Consider the following 20,011-nt stretch of genomic DNA (forward strand, 5'->3'; position numbering starts at 1 on the left):
CCCATTAGACAGCTTTTTCACTTATAAACACCTTTAACTTTTCAATTTCCATTTACGATCTGTCGGTAATGCAAAAGCAACTAAAGCAAATATTGGCAATACGGATATAACAACCATTGTTTTAAAAATCCCATAATGGTCCATCATAATACCAATAACTACTGCTCCTATTGCTCCCATCCCAAAAGCTAATCCAACCGTTAATCCCGCCATAGTGCCAATTTTACTTGGCACTAACTCTTGTGCGTAAACTACTGTCACAGAAAAACTTAACATAATGAAAAATCCTATTAAAATAAGTAGCACAATAACACCCCACAATGGAACATAAGGCAATATTAAGGCAAGTGGCATCGGTACAAGCACCGATAATAAGATGATATTTTTACGCCCTAACTTGTCTGCCATCGGTCCCCCAAAGAATGTTCCTACTGCTCCTATTGCTAGGAATAAAAAAATAATCAACTGTCCTTTTTGTATAGTCAAACCATACTTATCCATCAAATGAAAGATATAAAAACTTGTTATATTCGTCACATAAAATGAACGAACAAATATGACCATCATTAATAAGCCAAGTGCTATTCCTACTTGCTTTTTCGTCATTTGTGGTAAAGAAGAAATAATCTCTTTTTTCTTTTTAGATAAACGTTCTTCTTCTAATTGTTTTTTATACCACGCTGAAATTTTAGTTAAAACTATAATCCCTATAGCGGCAACAATTAAAAACCACGCTGCTCCCTTTTGTCCAAATGGGACTAATATAAATCCACTAATTAAAGGCGCAAGCGCTTGTCCTGAATTACCACCAACTTGATAAATGGATTGTGACAATCCACGTTTCGAACCTGCGGCCATAAAAGAAACACGCGAACCTTCTGGATGAAAAATAGCTGAACCAAATCCTAAAAATATTACTGAAACTAAGATCATCCAGTAATCTGCGGCAAAAGCTAAACCTGCCATACCAACAAATGAGCTAGTCATACCAAGCGGTAGTGCATAAGGTTTTTGCTTTTTATCGCTAAAATAACCAACAACCGGTTGTAATACTGAAGCTACCATATTTAATGCGAAGGCTATAAAACCAAGCTGAGTAAATGTTAATCCTCTCTCACTTTCTAACACAGGGAACATGGCTGGGATAACTGCTTGTAAAGTATCATTGAACAAATGACAAAGCCCTATTGCAAACATTATCGGATACACTGGATTCCCTAATGAGTGCGTTTTATTTACTGTCGTCATCTTCCTTTATTACACTTCCTTCTGTTTACGAAATAATCGATTTACTTATTATAACAATAAATACGCAAATGTTTTCATATTAATCGGGAATATCTATTGTTTTTAAAGGAAAGCTAACAGATATGAATTGAAAAGGAGTTTGATTTACATGGACCATTTTTTCGAGATTAACTTTTGGGAAATGATGCTGAGAACAACCATATCATTTATAGTACTCCTCATCTTGGCACGCTGGCTCGGGAAAAAGCAGCTAAGTCAGTTAACGTTTTTCCATTACATTACAGGTATTACGATTGGATCGACAGCTGCAGAAATCGCTTCTCAAGAAGAAACACCCTTTATAGATGGATTGATCTCTCTTGTATGGTGGACCGCTTTGACCATACTTATGAGTATTCTCGCAATTAAGTTTCCAAAGATACGCGTAATAATCGATGATACACCTACAGTTATCATTAAACATGGCGAGCTATCTGTACAAGCATTAAAATCCGCGAGGTTGCATATGGATGATGTCATGATGATGATGCGTGAACAATCCGTCTTCTCAATTCAAGATATAGAATACGCTGTCTTAGAAACAAATGGTGAACTGAGCATTTTGAAAAAGACTCCTCAACAAAGTGCCACAAAACAAGATGTAAAGGCCGACGTCTCAGCTCCTCCTCATATACCCATGGAAGTTATCGCTGATGGGAAGATTGTCTGGAGTACAATGGAAGAACTAAATTTAACTGAAGATTGGTTAATGCGTAAGCTCCGCAAAAAAGAGATTGAAGAGGTAAAAGATGTATTTTACGCTCAGGTCCAACCAAATGGATCATTGTATATTACCGTGAGGGATAAGGATATATAATAATCCCTTTACTTATTATTAAGATCAAAATAATGATTAGTTTTCCAATATTAGCTCACACAATTATTAATAAAAAGCGCTTTTATTCGATAGGCGCTTTCAACTACATAATCACCTTTCCCAAATCAGTAATAACGTAGAGTGTACTTCGGTTAATAAACCATTCGTTTTCATTGTTCTTTTTGTGTAGCAAATTAGCAGATATCATAGGAACTCCCTAGGAAATACCTTTTTTTGTTTTTAGTGAGTAATACATTGTTGAATAGGGGCATTTTTATTGGAGGCTTAATCGGTAAAAAAACCTTGTTGCTAATCCAACAAGGTTTCAAAAATTATTTATCATATATATTTTGCAATGCTTTCCTCATCGGCTCGCGGACATTTACCTTTTCGCGAATAGCCTTTGCTTTTTGTTCTGCTTCTTCGATAGTAGATGCTTGCCCTAGTTCAATTAGCGTACCAATTGCTACGGTACCTGCTCGACCACCACCGCCTCCACAATGGAAAAACACCTTTTTCCCATCACGATATGCTGATATTACTTTATCGACCGCATACAAAATAGAGGCTTCAACCTGCTCAGCTTCATCTGCAATGGGGGCATGTACTCTATTATAAGTAACATTTTCTGGTTCTTTCACACGTAAATCGATGACAACATCAATTTTTTCATTCGTAACAGCTTCTACTGCATCTGCTGCTCCTCCAAAGAAAATTCGATCATCCAATAATGCCTGATATTTTTTCTCCACCATTAAACCCCTTCTTTAATAAGTGATTTTATCTCCTCGAAACGTGGCATTGCTGTAATCGCACCTGCTTTTGTTGCAGCCATTGCTCCTAATTGATTGGCAAAGAATACACAATTATAAGCATCTTCCATTGTTTTCGGTATTCCATATAAATGTGCGTGTCGTAAAACACCTGCCATAAAGGCATCGCCAGCACCGGTCGAATCTACACATGTAATAGGGATTGACGGTACATGTTTCACTTCACCATTCAATACGACATACGTGCCTTGCGCACCAACCGTTATCATTATAAAAGGAATATTGTATTTTGCTAACGCTACAATTCCCTCTTCTAGTGTTGTAGTTTCTGTTAAGAAGAGCAATTCTTCATCAGCCAACTTCAGCATATCCACATTTTGTAAAAATGTATTTATAGTATCATAACAAACTTTTTGGCTTTCCCATCGTAATGGGCGAATATTGGCATCCATCGCAAGTAATGCATTATGTTTTTTAGCCAATGCTACTGCTGCACGAGTTGTTTCAAGTGCAGTCGGATGGAACATAGTATTTGAACAGATATTAAATATAGACGCACGTTTAAATGCTTCTTCTTGTAAATGCTCAGGCTCTACTTGTAAATCAGGTGTTTCATCAATATAATTCGTGAAAATGCGATCATTTCCTTCAGTTAGATGGACATGTACACCACTTACACGTTTTTCAGGGACAATTTTAGCATAATTCATGTTTACGCCCTCTTTGTCTAGCTCATTACGGACGAATTCAGATGTTTCATCATCCCCTGTTATAGTGATTAATGCAGAAGGCGCACCGATGCGACTAATTCCTGCGGCTACATTTACAGTAGCACCACCTAAAAACTTAGTAAACGACGTGTTAGTCATATCATTGGCAATAAAATCTACAAACGCATCTCCATATACGAGAACGAATTCTTTTTTTGAGTCTAACATTCACAAACTCCTCCACAAAATATCTTACTCCTAGCGTACCATGAAATCACCCATTGAAAAAGTTTCTTTCCGTATTTTTCGACATTTTTCGTCAAATTAAGGAGAACCTCCCTTTCAATCTTTAATTCGTCATAGGCACAAACACTTATAATCGGAAATTAACGCCTCTCTTTGCTATACTTAAGCCGAAGGAGTTTGATAAAAAATGATGATTACTGTAAGAAATGCTGAACTAACTGATGGCAAATTTGTAGCACCACTTATTATTGAGGCAATAGGAGATATCGCAAATCGTATGACAGGGGAAACAGAACCTAAAGCTATCGAAAGCGAATTAATTACCTTATTTGAGCGCACAGATAACCGTCACTCATACCTCAATACATATGTTGCAGAACATAATGGTCAAGTAGTCGGTACTCTAGTAATTTATTCAGGCGATGCAGCACCGCAAATGGATGCCAACTTGGAAACATGGCTACAAGAAAAAGGTGCTGAAACACCAAAAGTGGATAAAGAAGCCCATGAAGACGAATATTACGTCGACACAATTTGCATCAATCCTAATTTCCGTGGTAAAGGAATTGGAACAATTCTTCTAGAATTCTCCGAACAACTAGCACGTGAAAAAGGTTATAAAAAAATATCATTAAACGTAGAAACCCAAAAAGAAAAAGCGCTCAAACTATACGAACGTATGGGATACGTCATCACAGAACCATGGACAATCATAGACGAACCATTCCACCATATGGTTAAAACACTTTAATGCTGTAGGCGCTCGTCCAGACTCGAGTGGCGTTGGAGGGCTCGAACACAAGACGCTTTTTGTCTTGTGCCGAGAGACCGAAACGACCTAAGAGTCTAGCGCTTGAAGCTGGAAACACTTTAATGCTGTAGGCTCTCGTCTATAGAAAGTTAGCCAAAATTATCAACTTTCTATTGTCCTTCTAGATGTCATACAAATACAATTTGGATTCTTAAAATTTTCTTATTACTACAAGTGATATAAAAACATGAGTTTCTTTTGAAGAAACTCATGTTTTTTTGTTTAAAAAGTAATACTACATAGTAAACTTCCCTCTTCACAAATTCAAAAAAAATGTTATACTATCCTCTTGGTTGATTCTAATCTGGCCAATAATAGGAGTTGTTTATATGAATAAAAATTTATTTTACTCGCTATTAGTTGTACTTGCGGCTAGTAGTTACGGAATATTGTCCACTATTATAAAGGTAGCTATGCAACACGGATTTGATTCAGCTGAGGCAGTTACTAGCCAATATGTTGTTGGATTTTCACTAGCCTTGCTGCTCTTTATATTTACACAACGTAAGTTACCTAGACTATCTAAAAAAAGTCTGATTATATTACTTTTAGCCGGGATTTTCACTGGTACGACAGGGATTGTTTACGGAAAATCTTTAAATTATTTACCTGCTTCTTTAGCGGTTGTTATGTTATTCCAATTCACTTGGGTTGGCATGTTGATTGATTGTTTACTACATCGTCGCTTACCAAAGCGTGAGGAAGTCATTTCTCTTATTTTTCTCTTCGCGGGAACAATTTTAGCAGCGGGGATTTTGGACGTTGATTTAAGCGGTATTGCTTGGCAAGGTTGGGTATTTGGTTTTGCTGCTGCAGTCAGCTTCTCTATTTTCATCCAAATCAATTCAAGACCAACTGAAGAAATTTCAACAATTGCACGGATGTTGATTATGTCATTCTTTGCACTTGTTTTAATATCTATTTTCTTATCTCCTGAAATTGTTTGGAATGGGCAATTATTTGGTGCTGGACTTTGGAAATTCGGCTTACTACTCGGGGTATTTGGTATAATTTTACCGATTTTATTATTCACAATCGCTGTCCCTAAAGTCGGTGGAGGTATGGCTTCTATTCTAAGTGCCATGGAACTACCTGTAGCAATTACCGTTTCGGTTGTTGTGCTACATGAATCTTTAACTTGGATACAAATTATTGGGATTATTCTAGTATTAATCGGTATGACTTTACCTACTCTATTGACAAGAAATAAAGCAAATTAGACAAAACTTCACACTTATTTTACAAACTCTCTCTTCTTTTTTGGTACAATCAATCGTATTGAATAGAAGGGAGCTTTTTTTTATGCGCAAAATTGCACTAACAGCATTAGCATTAATTTCAAGTGTTGCACTTGTAGCTTGTAATGATAATGAAGGGAAAAATACAGATACAGTCGAAAAACAAGAGGTTAAAGCCGCTGTTCTTAAAGCTGATGTAACTGTTCCTAAAACAGCGGAAGCCGGTGACAAAGTTAAATTCAAAGTAAAAGTAACAGAAGACGGAAAAGTTATAACAAATGCTTCAGAAGTAACGTTCGAAGTGGAAAATGCTGATACCCATTCAGATAAAATGTTAGAAACTAAAATAAACAAAGATAATGTCTATGTAGCTGAAATGACAGTTAAAGAAGCTGGTAATTATAAAATTACAGCACATGTAACAAATGGCGAGGGTCATGAAATGGTCGATGCAGATATGAAGGTTGCAGGAGAAGTTGCAAAATCTAAAGACAATGATCACGATTCAGAAGAAGCACATGAACATGCACATGGAGATACTACTGCTACTTTCTCTCAAATAACTGCTAAAAAAGGTGAGAACACAAATTTTAGTGTCACTATCCAGCATGACGGTAAAGCACTGACAGATGCAAGAGTTCGTTTCCAAATTGTTAATAATGCTACTGAAGAGGCAGGATGGTTAACACTGAAGGAAAAAGCAAACGGTACTTACGAAGTTAAAAATACTTTCAATGATGCAGGTACTTATAAAGTGACTCTTCATGTTGAAAAAGGCAAAGAGCTTCATTTCCATGAAGAAAAAACATTTACAGTGAAATAAATAACAGAGCAAAGGCCCTTAAAGTTAATACCTTTAGGGGCCTTTGTATATTTAATAATATAATTTTAACTATGCTTTGAATTTTCTTTTTGATACATAATCACATTTGGCAAAGTAACCTTCACCAGCGTACCATTTTGTCCAGAAATCTCTAGATCACCATTTACAAACTCGACTCGTTCCTTCATACCATTCAAACCGTTACTCGATGGTTTCCTATTCATATTAGAAATACCTATACCGTTATCTAATACAGTCAATTGGATGACATCGGATTTTTGTATAATGGTAATTTTACATTCAGTCGCTTTGCTATGTCTTACAACGTTATTAACAGCCTCTTTCAAACACATACTTAATGTATTACCAGTAATTGCAGGAATATTATCGAATTTCGAATTACCTTCAATAATCATTTTTATATCTGCTGCTGTTAAAATTTTTTCAACATGTAGAAGTTCATCCTGTAATTTCACAGCCTTCATATTCGACACCATTTCCCGCACTTCTTTTAATGCAATGCTAGCCGTTTGACGAATATCGCGAAGCTCTTCTATTGCAGCGTCTTGATCTTTTTTTACTAAACGAATAGCTAAATCACTCTTCAAACCAACCATTGAAAGCTTTTGCCCTAGAGTATCGTGTAAATCTCGAGCTATTCGTTGACGTTCTTCATAAACACTAAGTTCAGAAATACGTTCATTAGCAGTTTCTAATTGACCTTGTAATTTATCTCTTTTATTCGCGCTATATAAATAAAAAGGTCCTAAAATCACACCAAAAACAACAATAACGATAAAAGGAATCTCTTTAATAAATAGCTCTGTCTCGATAAAGAAACCACCTATAATTGAACCAACAGTCATTGCAATATGAAGTCCATACATAATATAAAAACCAACAGTATGGCGAATTCGCCCGATGAAGAAAGCAGTGAAAAAGGCAAAATAAATGTAGCCAAAAAGAACTGTCATCACTGCATTAATGACCATCTCTAGGGAAATACACACATAAACTAAACCATTATTAGTACTATATGAAAAGCGAAAACAAATGATATATACTATTAAAACTGCCACTGCAATAGATACGATTAGTGTTGATGCTGTACGAAAAACGAAGTAGAGAGGGGCAAAACAGAAAAAAATCCAAGTCGAAATACTAAGCAATGGATTTTTAGGAAAAATACTATACCAATTCGACATTCTCTCTATTCACCACTCTTTCTAATCTTTTATTATAACAAAGTTTTCTTAAATCCAAACCGATAGCCATTTTGAATCTAAAAATAAAGAAATAACTCTTCTATTTAGCTAGTTATACAATTAATTATTTTATGACTCTTTTTGTGGAAAGGGCCAGAACTTCATTGTGAAGAGAAAATATTTACTGTGATATTAAGTTAAACATCTTCTGCACTTATAATGTTGATGAATGATGGATTATTATAATTAGACGCATTAAATTCATAAATTAATGCAAAATAATGAACACGTAGTTTACAAATAACATATACTATTGTAATATCAACATATGAGCATGTGTTCATATAATAATATCAAGGAGGGTCAATTAATTTGGAGCAAAGTGAACATCACTTTTTAAATGAATCGACAGTCGAAGATGTTGCAAGAACTTTCAAAGCATTAGCAGATCCTACAAGAGTGAAAATTTTATATTTACTATCGCAGGAAGAATGTTCAGTTGGACATATTGCAGATGTTCTGAACATGACTCAATCTGCTGTATCCCATCAACTATCCTTTCTGAAAAATTTACGTTTAGTAAAATCACGTCGTCAGGGTAAATCATTATTTTATAGCTATGATGACGAGCATGTTATTGAAGTACTCAAACAAGTAATTGACCACTCATTACATGATTAGGAGGAATTTATATGCATCATCACGGACACGACCACAGTCATGATCACGGGCATCACCACCACGGTCATGATCATGGTAGAGAAGGAAACAAAAAAGGGCTCATTATGGCCCTTACAATTACAGCAGGAATAATGATTTTAGAGTTTTTTGGAGGCTTAATTACAAATAGTTTAGCTTTACTCGCAGATTCTGGACATATGTTAAGTGATACGGCTTCTTTAATCCTAAGCTTAGTCGCGATAGGATTTGCTGCTAAAGCCGCTTCTCCAAAGAGAACATTTGGTTACCATCGGTTTGAGATTTTAGCAGCCTTTTTTAACGGCATCACTCTATTCTTAATTGCCGGTTTCATCATATATGAAGCTTATGGAAGATTCTTTGAACCTCCAACTGTTGCTAGTGGTTCTATGATGTTAATTGCCTTAGTGGGATTATTAGCAAACCTTATTAGCGCATGGTCTTTAATGAGTAAAGGTGACGTAAAAGATAATGTCAATCTTCGAAGTGCTTATCTTCATGTTCTTGGGGATGCATTAGGTTCTGTCGGAGCAATTGTTGCTGGTCTTGTCATGTATTTCTTCGACTGGTACATTGCAGATCCTATCATTAGTGTTGTTGTTGCATTATTAATCCTAAAAGGTGCATGGGGAATTATTAAGCATACCGTTCATATTTTAATGGAAGGAACACCTGCTGCAATTGATCAACAAGAGGTTAAAAAAACATTAGAGAGTATAGATGGTGTTATTAATGTACACGATCTTCATATCTGGACAATTACATCTGGATTAAATTCTTTGAGTTCTCATTTACTAATTAAAGATGAAGAGAATGAACAAGTGATTCTTCAAAAAGCCATTCATGTAATTGAAAAAGAATTCCATATTGGACATACTACAATTCAAGTTGAAAAATCAACGCTTCAACATGAAAATATGAAAGTCTAGAAATGTAGAAGGTATTAAGAAATCTTTCAAAACGAATCAATTCTATCCTGTTTCCTATGGGAAAATAATTTCGTGAACAATTATCCGCGGAATTATTTTATTTAAACTGAATATACCCTCCCATGGTATGGTATTATGTAAATGTGCAATCCAAATGATAAAAGATTAGAAGGTTGTGAAAATAGATATGGCTCAAAATGACAACACAGTGAAATTAGCCGTTAACGGTGGAATTTCATTTGGTGCTAAACTAAATGCCAAACAGTTGGCTGTCATTGCTCAGTACATGAATGACGGGGATGAACTGGAATTGACGACTTTCCAGCAGCTTTACATCGATGTACTTGAAAGTAATGTGGAATTCGTAAAAGGGAAATTTAAAGAAGTTGGCCTGTCCTGTTACCCTGTCGGAAATTTCGTCAAAAGCCTAAGAACTTGTAATTTCTGCAAAGGGTCAGAACAAGAAGGTATGCCAGTTGCTATTGAACTAAATAAACGTATTGCAGGAAAACCCGTTCCCTTTACGCTTCGCCCAGCCTATACAGGTTGCCCCATCGGCTGCGGTGAACCTTTAGTCAATGATATCGGCGTCATGAAAATCAAAAATGGCTATGATTTATATATAGGAGGAAAAGCAAAAGGTTTTGATGCTCAAACAGGGACTTTACTAATGGAGCAACTTACTCCTGAACATTTGTATGAGGTTGTAGAGAAAATCGTTGAAATTTATGCTGAGAATGGTAAAAAGCGTGAACCGTTATTTAAATTCATTAAACGCTTTGGATTAGACAATCTTAAAGCGCAACTTGTTCATTAAATATAGGAAATTTAAAATTCGAGAGTAATATATCAATATATATAAGTTATACTGTAATTCCACTTGCACACGTTTCATTTCATACTAAATGAAGCGTGTGCATTCTTTCTATTTAAGCTATCTCAACTATATAGAAATTCTATACTCATTTTGCTCTATCCAATGATTTATGTTCTTTACTATTCCTCTCTCATCATTGATGCAGAATCTTAAATATCTTTATATATGAAAAGATTACTTTTATATTTGAATGAAAAAAAGAACCTGCTTACTTTTGCAGCAGGTTCTCGATTTTTAGTTATTAATCATTAATAACCTTTTTACTTCATCTATATTTTGTTCAAAGCCAATCATTACTGTTGATTTGCTAGCCAGGCCAAACAAAGATTTATTTTTGAACACAAAGGTAGGAACCATTCTTGCACCACTTAGCTTGATTAACTCTTTTTCCTTTGACGGTTGTTGCGTTAGATCATAATCTATATATGAAATGTTATTGTTTGCAAGGAACGCTTTTGCCTCCTGACAATCTGAACAAGTTGGCCTTGTATAGAGCTCCAGTTGGAGTTTTTTCATTCATAATCACCTTCCATTAATTATTTACATAAATATCAAAAGGGGTTTCTCGTAAGTCGTTTTTCTGACTTAGAAATACCCCCTTTCAAACTCTTATTTTACTTCTATTACAAATGGATACGCATTTACTTGTTCACCAAACTTAAATTCAGCCCACATTTTATATACACCAGGCTTAGTGAATTCTGTTTTAAAAATTGCTTGGTCATCCGAAACAGGATGTACATGAATAAAGTTCTCTGCGTTTTCATCTAAAATGACGACATGACCTAAAGCACCTAAATATGGTTCAGGTTTAGCACCTTTTAAATCAAAATCTAAAGTTATTTCCTTATTCACATTAAATTCTGTAGTCTTAAGTTCCACTGGTTGATTGTTAATCGTTTTTGTTAATTTTTTATCTACAACAAGATTATTTTCATTGTTCTTTTGATGTATTTCACCAACGTGAAATTCAATTGGTTGCACTGAATACGAAAGCTCTTTTGGTTTAATATCTACGAATGCTTTATAAGAATTATCAGCTAAGTCAAACTTGTTTTGATAGATTCCTTTATTCGATTCCTCAGGGTGAAAATGATGATATTCTTCTAAGTCTGAACTCACAACGATTAAATGCATTAGCTTTTCATGGGAAACTTCTAATTCTGGTGCATTATTGTTCTTGTCTTTTAATTCTACTGTTGTGATTCCATTAGCGTAAGCTACTTTAGGGATAACTTCACTCATGTCACTTTCCTCATGATCTGTATGTTCATTTTTACTATTATGATCGTCTGTTACTTCTGCTTTTGGGTTCATATTGGCATATACACTGTAACCTATTATGATAATTCCTAAGTAGACAATTGCGGAAATAGCCCAAGTTGCCGTACTACGTTTCATATATATTGCCTCCTCTAAACTTTTAGCTTAATACGTTGTAGTCTTAAAGCATTTAGAACAACAGAAACGGAACTAAACGCCATTGCTGCTCCAGCTAACCACGGAGCTAATAAACCGACTGCGGCTATTGGTACACCTAAACTGTTATATGCAAGTGCCCAGAAAAGGTTTTGTTTAATATTCAAAATGGTCTTCTTACTCATGAAAATTGCGTCGGCAATACTGTTTAAATCGCCTCGAATTAGCGTGATATCTGCCGCTTCCATTGCTACATCCGTACCTGTACCAATTGCCATCCCAATATTAGCTGTTGCTAATGCTGGAGCATCGTTGATACCATCTCCTACCATCGCGACAATTTTCCCAGCAGCTTGAAGTTTTTTTACTTCATCTGCTTTTCCTTCTGGTAAAACTTCCGCAATGACATGCTTAATTCCAACTTGAGCTGCAATTGTTTTTGCTGTTTGAGTGTTATCTCCTGTAATCATTACAACGTCTAACCCTAATTTGTGTAAACGAGCAATAGCATCTTTTGATGTTTCTTTAATCGTATCTGCTACAGCTACTAGACCCGCGTATTGACCATCGATAGCAACTAACATAGCTGTTTTACCTTGCTTCTCTAAATTCTCCATTTGTACTAATACATCTTGCACTTGAATGTTGTGTTTCGCCATTAGTTTACGTGTACCAATCAATAATTGTTTACCATCCACTTTAGACTGAATACCGTAACCAGGGACTGCTTCAAATATTTCAGAAGAACCAAGTTCAATACCTTTTTCTTTTATCCCTAATACAATTGCTTCTGCAAGTGGATGCTCAGAGTTTTTCTCTGCTGTACCCACAAGTTTAAGGAAGTTTACCTCATCTACACCTTGTGCTAACAAAACATCTGTTAATGATGGTTTACCATTTGTAACAGTTCCTGTTTTATCTAGGATAATTGTATCTAAACGGTGTGTTGTTTCAAGATGTTCGCCACCCTTAAACAAGATTCCGAATTCTGCTGCACGGCCCGATCCAGCCATGATTGAAGTCGGTGTCGCTAAGCCAAGTGCACATGGACAAGCAATGACTAATACTGCGATGAATTTCTCAAGTGCTTCCGCAAAATCTCCCGGACTCACCATGAAGTACCACACAAGGAACGTAATAATAGCTATACCTACTACAATTGGAACAAATATACCTGAAATCACATCAGCTAAACGTTGAATCGGTGCTTTTGAGCCTTGTGCCTCTTCAACTACTTTAATTATTTGCGCTAGAGCTGTATCTTTCCCAACGTTCGTTGCTTTAATTTTCAAAAAACCATTTTTGTTAATCGTTGAACCAATAACCGTATCTCCCACTGTTTTATCTACAGGAATACTTTCACCCGTTAACATTGCTTCATCAAGTGCTGATTGACCTTCCACAATTTCACCGTCAACAGGTACTTTTTCACCTGGTTTAATGTAGACAATATCCCCTTTTAATACTTCCTCAATAGGAATGATTATCTCTTTGCCGTCACGAAAAACAGTAGCGTTTTTCGCTTGTAGCCCCATTAATTTCTTAATAGCTTCAGATGAACGACCTTTTGCTTTAGCTTCAAATAGCTTTCCTAAAATAATCAAGGTGATTAAAACCGCACTTGTTTCATAATATAGCTCCACCATATGAGCATTTGTGCCAATCGACTTGATACTTAAATATAAACTATAGAAATAAGCAGCTGATGTACCTAATGCCACAAGTACATCCATGTTTGCACTCTTATTTTTTAATGACTTATATGCGCCAACATAAAATTGTTTACCAACAATAAATTGAACAGGTGTTGCTAGGGCAAATTGAACCCAAGGATTCATCAACATATCCGGCAACCAAATGAAGCTTGTAAATTCGAAGTGACTTACCATTGCCCATAACAAAGGGATAGACAAAATAAGCGAGAAAATAAATTTCCCTTGTTGTTTTTGAATTTCTCTTTGGCGATGGTCGATATGGTCACCAGTTTTTTCTTGTTTTTCTTCAAGAGAGTAACCAAGTTTTTTTATCGCCTCTTGCATTTCGGAGATATTCACTTGTTCTGGGTTGTAGTCCACGTGAACAGATTCTAACGCAAAGTTAACCGTTGCTAGTTCAACTCCATCAAATTTATTTAAGCGTTTTTCAACTTTATTTGCACAGGCTGCACAAGTCATCCCAGTAACATCAAAATCAACTTTTTCACTTACTACGTCATATCCTAACGCTTTTACTTTCTCCTTAAATTTCGAAGCATCAGTTTTCTCTGAATCATAGACGATTTGTGTTTTTTCGAGTGCAAAGTTTACATTTGCCTCTTCAACACCTTCCATTTTGGACAAACCTTTTTCAATCCTATTTGCACAGGCAGAACATGTCATACCTGTTATTTGTAGAGTCGCTTTCTTTTGACTCATCATTTCTCACTCCTTACTTCACTGCAAATATAAATACTTTGGTTTTAAAAGAAATCGTGCTGAACCCAGCACGATTTTTTTATTGGCACTTTGTAGATTACTCTACTTCATAGCCTTGATCTTCAATTTCATCTTTAATTTCCTTTAAGCTGATTACATTTGAATCTAATGTTAAATCTACCTTTGCTGTATCAAGGTGTACTTTTACAGATTCAACCCCATTTAACTTACCTACATTTCCTTCAATTGAATTAACACAATGTCCGCAAGACATTCCTTGTACATTTAAAGTTACTTGTTGCATAAATAATTCCTCCTAATGTGTTTTCATTTTCTTTATAATTTTACTATACCCTCGTAGGGTAAAATAAAACTTATATTTATCTAATTAAAAGTACTACAAACTCTCTCACCTTGTTTGTGCCATCTTATCTATACCTTTTCAGCCGTACTTATAGCTACATAAAAACTATTAATACTACTTAAATAATTAAAGTGTTCTAAAACGGAACTTCACTTTAAGTTTTTCTTATAATCATTTTTTTATCCGTCTATATTGAAAACTTGGCATTTTCGGCTAAATTTCTTAATTACTATAAGCTTCCATAACTCTGCTAATTCTTTTTATCTCTCCTTCCAAAGCTTCGGTGGAGTTTAATTACTCCCTATAAACAATTTACCATACCCCCGTTAGGTATGTCAATAACGAGATAAAAAGCCAGCATACATAGCTGACTATCACTCATTAGGACTTTGCAAATTGCTTGAAAACGTCCATTAATTCTTTAATCGCTTCTTCCCCTTCACCATTCTTAATCGCATCCGATACACAATGGCTAGTATGCTTTTCTAATAAATTCATGTTTACTTTCTTCAATGCTGCATTGATAGCAGATACTTGAATTAAGATATCTACGCAGTAACGATCGTTTTCAACCATATTTTGAATACCACGAACTTGTCCTTCAATTCGTTTAAGTCGATTTAAAATATCGTCTTTTTCTTTAGTTGATCGATGTGTACTTTTTACTTCTTCTGATGGGTTTGACATATTGTCACCTTCTTTTCTTACAACGGTATATTAATAATAAATTTAATTTAATTGTACCATAATTATTTTCTTGCCTCTCTGTTTACTAAGTTCTAAGAAATATACTTAGATCTATATACTGGAGAAAATACACTTAATAGGTTTCGAACCCTTACACATATTTTATTAAGTATAAAAAAAGCAAATCATCTAAATTAGATAATTTGCTTTAGCTAAAATTTAGTCATTAATCGTTGCAATGAAATCAGTTAGCCTTGTAAAATCTGTTAAGTTTTCATTACATGCCGTGCTATCTACGCAAATATAGTTTCCTCTTTTTACATATGTGCCTACCGCTTTACCTTTTTTAGAACTCATGAACATGCCAACTGATTGATGCTGGTTACAAATAGTACATATTCCCTTTTTACTAGATTGACTAAAGATGCCTCGGATACTTTTAATGTTGTTATCATTTCTATAAACGATATATTTACGGTTAGTTCCAGAATCGAACCAACTTAAATAAGAAATTTCAGTCCAATCTATATTTTTCAAATCTGGAACTTTTAATTTTTTATCCTTTGGGAAGAGCTTTTTAAGTTCTTTTTCAGTTAACTTTTCAAATGGGGTTACATAAACTTTTATCTTTTCAATAAAATTTTCAAGCTGCTCCTTCGTTTGAATAGTTACGATTTGCTTCACAATGCTACTTCTCACTTCATCTAATCCAATGAGTTTCTCATTAATACTCTCCATTACTAACGCCTGTATCGCCTGAAGGACGTGCTTATCATTGGTGTTCGCATAAGCATTAGCTATTTTCTTAGCCTGCTTCTTGACGAACTGGTATTGCTCTACATTCATAAAGGGTTCCATTCGTATCACTCCTTTGTATTCAACTTACTACATATATTTTAGGTTTACAATTGGGGATTATTTTTATAATTAAACTCTACATAAAAATAGCTGCTAGTTATCATAGCAGCTATTACGGCTTATTTTGTATAAATGATTTTTTTTATTGTTTCCACAGATAAATTATATTCCTCAGCTAAGTATGTTAAAGATAATCCACTTCGGAATGAATCTCGTATCTGTGCATTACGTATAGATAGCCGTTTACGCTCACCAGAATGAACTCCCCACTTGACCCTGTTTTTTTCCGGTTTGGGGATATAGAGTAAATCTCCTTGTACATACTGTTGAAGTTCAGCTAACAGTTTTTGCGGAATAATATCCTGTGCATTTACATATCTCATTGGAACTCGCTCCTCCACTATCATAATTGAAGTTAAGGGCAAAGCATTTCAATGAATAATATGACATGCAACGGCGATGATACTTTAATCACCCCATGCAAAGAATCGCCAAATTATTATTAAAAGGCTTTGCATGAGTTCTTGTAGTAGCTGGTAAATACTTTTCATATTCCACCCTAATCACATCCTTTTATAAATTGGACGATACGATAAATTAATATCGATTCACACAATATTTTACACTGTTAAGGGCTCGTTTTGCAATTTCTTGTTTGTATAATTTGACTGATTACTTAACCTATGAAATTCTCCATGAAGAGATGAGAAAATATTTTTAACTCGATTTATATATTTCCCGGGAAATACTTTGTGAAGCTAAGAACCTTAATACATACCACTATATGATTTAAATTTATCGTTTCTTAACATCTCTTGATTTATAGCTATAAGAACACAAAAAAGCACCTTCAGCTTAACTTACTGAGGATGCTTTTCGCATATATATTACTTCATTTTCTATCCTTAGTATCGATCATAAATGTTGTAATGATGAATAAGCCAAAGCTTACTAATAAAATTGTTCCACCTACGATATAAAAGACTAATGCAAATGTTTCGTTTACGTTAAAAGGTTTTAGTGCGTTTAGCCACATACCCACGGTTAAACCAATAGAACCAATAATGGCAGTCCAGCCATGAGCTGCTACTAATTTTGCTGATTTCACTTTATACACGCGATAGAACATACCCCATGAGAACACTGATAACCAACCTACTAATAAAATATGAACATGAATCGGGCGGAATTGATAACTACCAGACCCCGCCATATGCGAACCTAATCCAGCTCCAATCAAACCAAAAATTGCTGCTAAACGAATTAAGCGTAAACTCCATTTTGCCTCCATAATGTCATTCCCCCATAGAATTTATTATTACTATGGTAGTAACATTACTTTGCCAATATGAACACCACATGAACAAATCGTTACAAATTAAGTAGTATGGTTGTAAATATGGTCCTTTTATTCAATAAACTCATTACTCAAATATCGACTTTAGATATCTTATTAAGCTGTTTGATAATTTGATGGACCTAGTTTATATTTACTTTTATATAGTCTATATCGGATCTATAGATGTGTTTAAGTAGCTATATTAGCTACAGTATCTATATAGTTCTATGAAAATATAGAAATCAAAATAATTAATACAATCGGCCCGAAAATACATGCAATGGCAGTAGGACGAGCCAAATTCACTGTCCAACCAACACCAAATCGCTTTTCTACAAAGACTGATGGATCATTACGGTTAAAATAAACAAGGCCACCTATCCAGTACTGGTCTTCGTCTACGTCTGTAATACCTGAAGACGAATAATTAGTACCTTTAGCTTCACCTAAACTACTCAATTTCACCGCAAAAGCAATTACTCCAATAATTGTGATGAAAATGAAACTAATGAACATGATAAGCATCACGCTCTCACTAACTAAGTCGTTATGAATCGTGGTCAATTGTAAGAAACTAAAGAGAATTGTTATTAACATTGTCATTAAAAACATTAACCAACTTGAATACTTTCTCATCGCCAGTTGCTGACGAATAGATTGTTGCGTTCTAGTCGCACTAATTTTAATTCCAGAACGACGTGTTAACTCAATAATGCCTGCAAACATAATCTGCATCACTAATAAAATGAGTGGTAATGCAATTACTGAAAATCTATTTTTATCTGTAAAGGCATCCGGCTGACCATTAGGCCCCCAATGTGTTGCAATTTTTTCAGGAAGTAGTGGATATTGCATATAAGTGTACATAATTAGGCCACCTACCACAAAAATCGGTAGTAAAAAATAGAATATAGGTAACATTTCATCACGTGCCCTTACAGACCAGTCTGTTACTTTAACTTGTTTCAGGTCTGCTCCCCATTCCTCTGCTTTTTTCAACTTCGTAATTTTATTATGAAATATAAAATACATCACCATACTTATACCTATCAATATAAATTGTAGGGTTATTCCCACAATAATGGCTAACTCATCATTAACTCTACTATTTAATTCCCACAAAACATAACCCGCCACTATAATGATCAGGATACCTAAAAGTGTTGAAGTGTATATCTTCTTTGATGCTTTCACAATTGGATGATAGACTTGCTGATCTGGTACAGTTACACCAAAAACAATCGTCTCTTTAATCCAATATGGTACAAATGCTTGTAGTAAACCAATCAAAGCGAACATAACTAATGAAAAAATATATCCATCCATTTCCTTTTGGCCCCTTTATGACAAGTTTTTTATTAGTTTTTGCACAAGTTGTTGTAAATCTTGTGCCCCTAATCCAACGACCAGCCCTTCTGCAACCACAGGTCGTAGCATTCTCTCAACTTGTTGTATTTGCGCATTTGTCACACCTAAATCATTTGGCCCTGTAACAACTGCACCAGACTTTGGGATAATGCGTATCATCCCCTTCTTCTCTAATTCATGATAACTCTTATTAACCGTATGCATATTTACACCTAAATCAGCTGCCAATGCTCTAACTGATGGTAAGGACTCTCCAGACTTCAACTGTCCACTGGCAATACCTTCAATAATTTGCTGCGTTAGTTGCGTATATATCGGCACATCTGAATGTGGCTCAATTTGCAGAAACATACGTATCACTCCATTCTGTTATATATACATTATAACAAATTGAATTAATACCTACAATTTAATCCATCTAACAATTTCATTTGTTGTTTCATCAGCTGCTAATTTATCATATTTTTTATCAAAAGGGTTCATATAGCCATGACTTTTATTTACTAAGTGGGTATAAACTTGATCTTTTTGTTGTAATTGCTCAAGAATTATTTGAGGGTTAAAAGATTCCTCATTTTTAGCAAAGTAAACTACAGTAGGAACTTTAGGGTTAATATGTAAGTATTGGCGGATACGCGATCCATAAAAAGCGAAAATAGCTGATACTGACTTTTCGCTACATAACCATGCTAGCGTTGCGCCTATACTGAATCCAACAAGATAAATATCCTCATAAAATTGTTTTTGTTCGTTTATAATTTGCTCAACTATTAACTGAGCCTTTTCAAACCCTACTTCTAGCATAAAGTATGTATATGCTTCCGCTTCCTTAGAATAATGAAAAGGTTTTCTATCAAGTAAATTAGGAACTATTACATCAAATTCTGCATCATTAAAAACAGATTTATAATACTCCATATGATCGTTAACTCCATAAATTTCATGTAGTAAAATTACTAATGGTTTTTTTATTGTCATAAAAATCCACCAATCTTTTTGAATATATTATATCAAAGCTTGCACCTGCCCAAAATATGTAAATGACTAATCTTATTCTTATACGACTGAAGAATTACCCATCTATTTAAAGACATTATTTTAAACAATAAAAAAAGCACAACTGATTAAATCAGTTGTGCTTTAATGT

The 20,011-nt window shown here is 34.8% G+C and carries 22 protein-coding genes; 7 read left to right on the forward strand and 15 right to left on the reverse strand.

All coding sequences use genetic code 11. The features are described 5' to 3' along the window. Positions 1–33 precede the first annotated feature (33 nt). A complete protein-coding gene (locus MHH85_RS18960) occupies positions 34–1,248 on the reverse strand; it encodes an MFS transporter (protein ID WP_340708086.1) in 1,215 nt (404 codons plus the stop codon). Positions 1,249–1,396: 148 nt separating this feature from the next. Between MHH85_RS18960 and MHH85_RS18965 the strand changes: the two genes are divergently transcribed. Continuing rightward, a complete protein-coding gene (locus tag MHH85_RS18965; RefSeq protein ID WP_193738043.1) occupies positions 1,397–2,104 on the forward strand; it encodes a YetF domain-containing protein in 708 nt (235 codons plus the stop codon). 332 nt (positions 2,105–2,436) lie between these two features. On the opposite strand, the gene MHH85_RS18970 is transcribed toward MHH85_RS18965, so the two are convergent. Beyond that, positions 2,437–2,859, reverse strand: a complete 423-nt coding sequence (locus MHH85_RS18970; protein WP_340708087.1) for a protein-tyrosine phosphatase family protein — start codon at positions 2,857–2,859, stop codon at positions 2,437–2,439. After that, a complete protein-coding gene (locus MHH85_RS18975) occupies positions 2,859–3,815 on the reverse strand; it encodes a carbohydrate kinase family protein (RefSeq protein ID WP_340708088.1) in 957 nt (318 codons plus the stop codon). Before MHH85_RS18975 ends, MHH85_RS18970 begins: the two co-directional genes overlap by 1 nt. A 205-nt stretch (positions 3,816–4,020) precedes the next feature. Here MHH85_RS18975 and MHH85_RS18980 point away from each other — a divergent pair, with 205 nt between their 5' ends. The 3 genes from MHH85_RS18980 (at position 4,021) to MHH85_RS18990 (ending at position 6,705) form a co-directional block, all read left to right on the forward strand. Then, positions 4,021–4,584, forward strand: coding sequence for a GNAT family N-acetyltransferase (locus MHH85_RS18980; protein WP_340708089.1), 564 nt, complete (start codon positions 4,021–4,023; stop codon positions 4,582–4,584). A 389-nt stretch (positions 4,585–4,973) separates the two neighbouring features. Continuing rightward, positions 4,974–5,864 (forward strand): EamA family transporter, encoded by an 891-nt coding sequence (locus MHH85_RS18985; RefSeq protein WP_340708090.1) that lies wholly within the window; start codon positions 4,974–4,976, stop codon positions 5,862–5,864. Positions 5,865–5,946: 82 nt separating this feature from the next. Next, the gene (locus tag MHH85_RS18990) at positions 5,947–6,705 is read left to right on the forward strand and encodes a FixH family protein (RefSeq protein WP_340708091.1); all 759 of its coding nucleotides are present in this window, start codon (positions 5,947–5,949) and stop codon (positions 6,703–6,705) included. Positions 6,706–6,770: 65 nt separating this feature from the next. On the opposite strand, the gene MHH85_RS18995 is transcribed toward MHH85_RS18990, so the two are convergent. After that, positions 6,771–7,910 (reverse strand): sensor histidine kinase, encoded by a 1,140-nt coding sequence (locus MHH85_RS18995; RefSeq protein WP_340708092.1) that lies wholly within the window; start codon positions 7,908–7,910, stop codon positions 6,771–6,773. 372 nt (positions 7,911–8,282) lie between these two features. On the opposite strand from MHH85_RS18995, the gene MHH85_RS19000 reads away from it, so the two are divergent. The 3 genes from MHH85_RS19000 (at position 8,283) to MHH85_RS19010 (ending at position 10,355) form a co-directional block, all read left to right on the forward strand. Then, positions 8,283–8,591 carry an ArsR/SmtB family transcription factor gene (locus tag MHH85_RS19000; RefSeq protein WP_193738036.1) on the forward strand — a complete coding sequence of 103 codons (309 nt, stop codon included), beginning with the start codon at positions 8,283–8,285 and terminating at the stop codon, positions 8,589–8,591. An 11-nt stretch (positions 8,592–8,602) separates the two neighbouring features. Next, a complete protein-coding gene (locus tag MHH85_RS19005; RefSeq protein ID WP_340708093.1) occupies positions 8,603–9,538 on the forward strand; it encodes a cation diffusion facilitator family transporter in 936 nt (311 codons plus the stop codon). Positions 9,539–9,725: 187 nt separating this feature from the next. Further along, positions 9,726–10,355 carry a nitrite reductase gene (locus MHH85_RS19010; RefSeq protein WP_340708094.1) on the forward strand — a complete coding sequence of 210 codons (630 nt, stop codon included), beginning with the start codon at positions 9,726–9,728 and terminating at the stop codon, positions 10,353–10,355. 294 nt (positions 10,356–10,649) lie between these two features. Here MHH85_RS19010 and MHH85_RS19015 read toward each other — a convergent pair whose 3' ends face one another. The 11 genes from MHH85_RS19015 to MHH85_RS19065 form a co-directional block, all read right to left on the reverse strand. Next, complete coding sequence (locus tag MHH85_RS19015) at positions 10,650–10,931, reverse strand: glutaredoxin family protein (RefSeq protein ID WP_340708095.1); 282 nt, start codon at positions 10,929–10,931, stop codon at positions 10,650–10,652. A 93-nt stretch (positions 10,932–11,024) separates the two neighbouring features. Next, positions 11,025–11,816, reverse strand: coding sequence for a hypothetical protein (locus MHH85_RS19020; protein WP_340708096.1), 792 nt, complete (start codon positions 11,814–11,816; stop codon positions 11,025–11,027). 14 nt (positions 11,817–11,830) lie between these two features. Continuing rightward, entirely contained in the window at positions 11,831–14,251 is a 2,421-nt protein-coding gene (locus MHH85_RS19025) for a heavy metal translocating P-type ATPase (RefSeq protein WP_340708097.1), read from the reverse strand. Positions 14,252–14,345: 94 nt separating this feature from the next. Beyond that, a complete protein-coding gene (gene copZ / locus MHH85_RS19030) occupies positions 14,346–14,552 on the reverse strand; it encodes a copper chaperone CopZ (protein ID WP_193738031.1) in 207 nt (68 codons plus the stop codon). A gap of 441 nt (positions 14,553–14,993) precedes the next feature. Further along, positions 14,994–15,299, reverse strand: a complete 306-nt coding sequence (locus MHH85_RS19035; protein ID WP_340708098.1) for a metal-sensing transcriptional repressor — start codon at positions 15,297–15,299, stop codon at positions 14,994–14,996. A 219-nt stretch (positions 15,300–15,518) separates the two neighbouring features. Then, entirely contained in the window at positions 15,519–16,157 is a 639-nt protein-coding gene (locus MHH85_RS19040) for a FusB/FusC family EF-G-binding protein (RefSeq protein WP_340708099.1), read from the reverse strand. Positions 16,158–16,276: 119 nt separating this feature from the next. Further along, positions 16,277–16,540: a CD3324 family protein gene (locus MHH85_RS19045; RefSeq protein ID WP_340708100.1), complete on the reverse strand. Its 264-nt coding sequence runs from the start codon at positions 16,538–16,540 to the stop codon at positions 16,277–16,279. Between the two features lie 509 nt (positions 16,541–17,049). Further along, positions 17,050–17,448 carry a hypothetical protein gene (locus MHH85_RS19050; protein WP_193738027.1) on the reverse strand — a complete coding sequence of 133 codons (399 nt, stop codon included), beginning with the start codon at positions 17,446–17,448 and terminating at the stop codon, positions 17,050–17,052. A 273-nt stretch (positions 17,449–17,721) separates the two neighbouring features. Then, entirely contained in the window at positions 17,722–18,822 is a 1,101-nt protein-coding gene (locus MHH85_RS19055; protein ID WP_340708101.1) for a DUF1648 domain-containing protein, read from the reverse strand. 15 nt (positions 18,823–18,837) lie between these two features. Continuing rightward, positions 18,838–19,215, reverse strand: a complete 378-nt coding sequence (locus tag MHH85_RS19060; protein WP_340708102.1) for a GntR family transcriptional regulator — start codon at positions 19,213–19,215, stop codon at positions 18,838–18,840. Between the two features lie 51 nt (positions 19,216–19,266). Then, the gene (locus tag MHH85_RS19065; protein ID WP_340708103.1) at positions 19,267–19,842 is read right to left on the reverse strand and encodes a dienelactone hydrolase family protein; all 576 of its coding nucleotides are present in this window, start codon (positions 19,840–19,842) and stop codon (positions 19,267–19,269) included. Positions 19,843–20,011 lie beyond the last annotated feature (169 nt).

Source organism: Viridibacillus sp. FSL E2-0187, assembly GCF_038006425.1.
GTDB classification, from domain to species: domain Bacteria; phylum Bacillota; class Bacilli; order Bacillales_A; family Planococcaceae; genus Viridibacillus; species Viridibacillus arvi.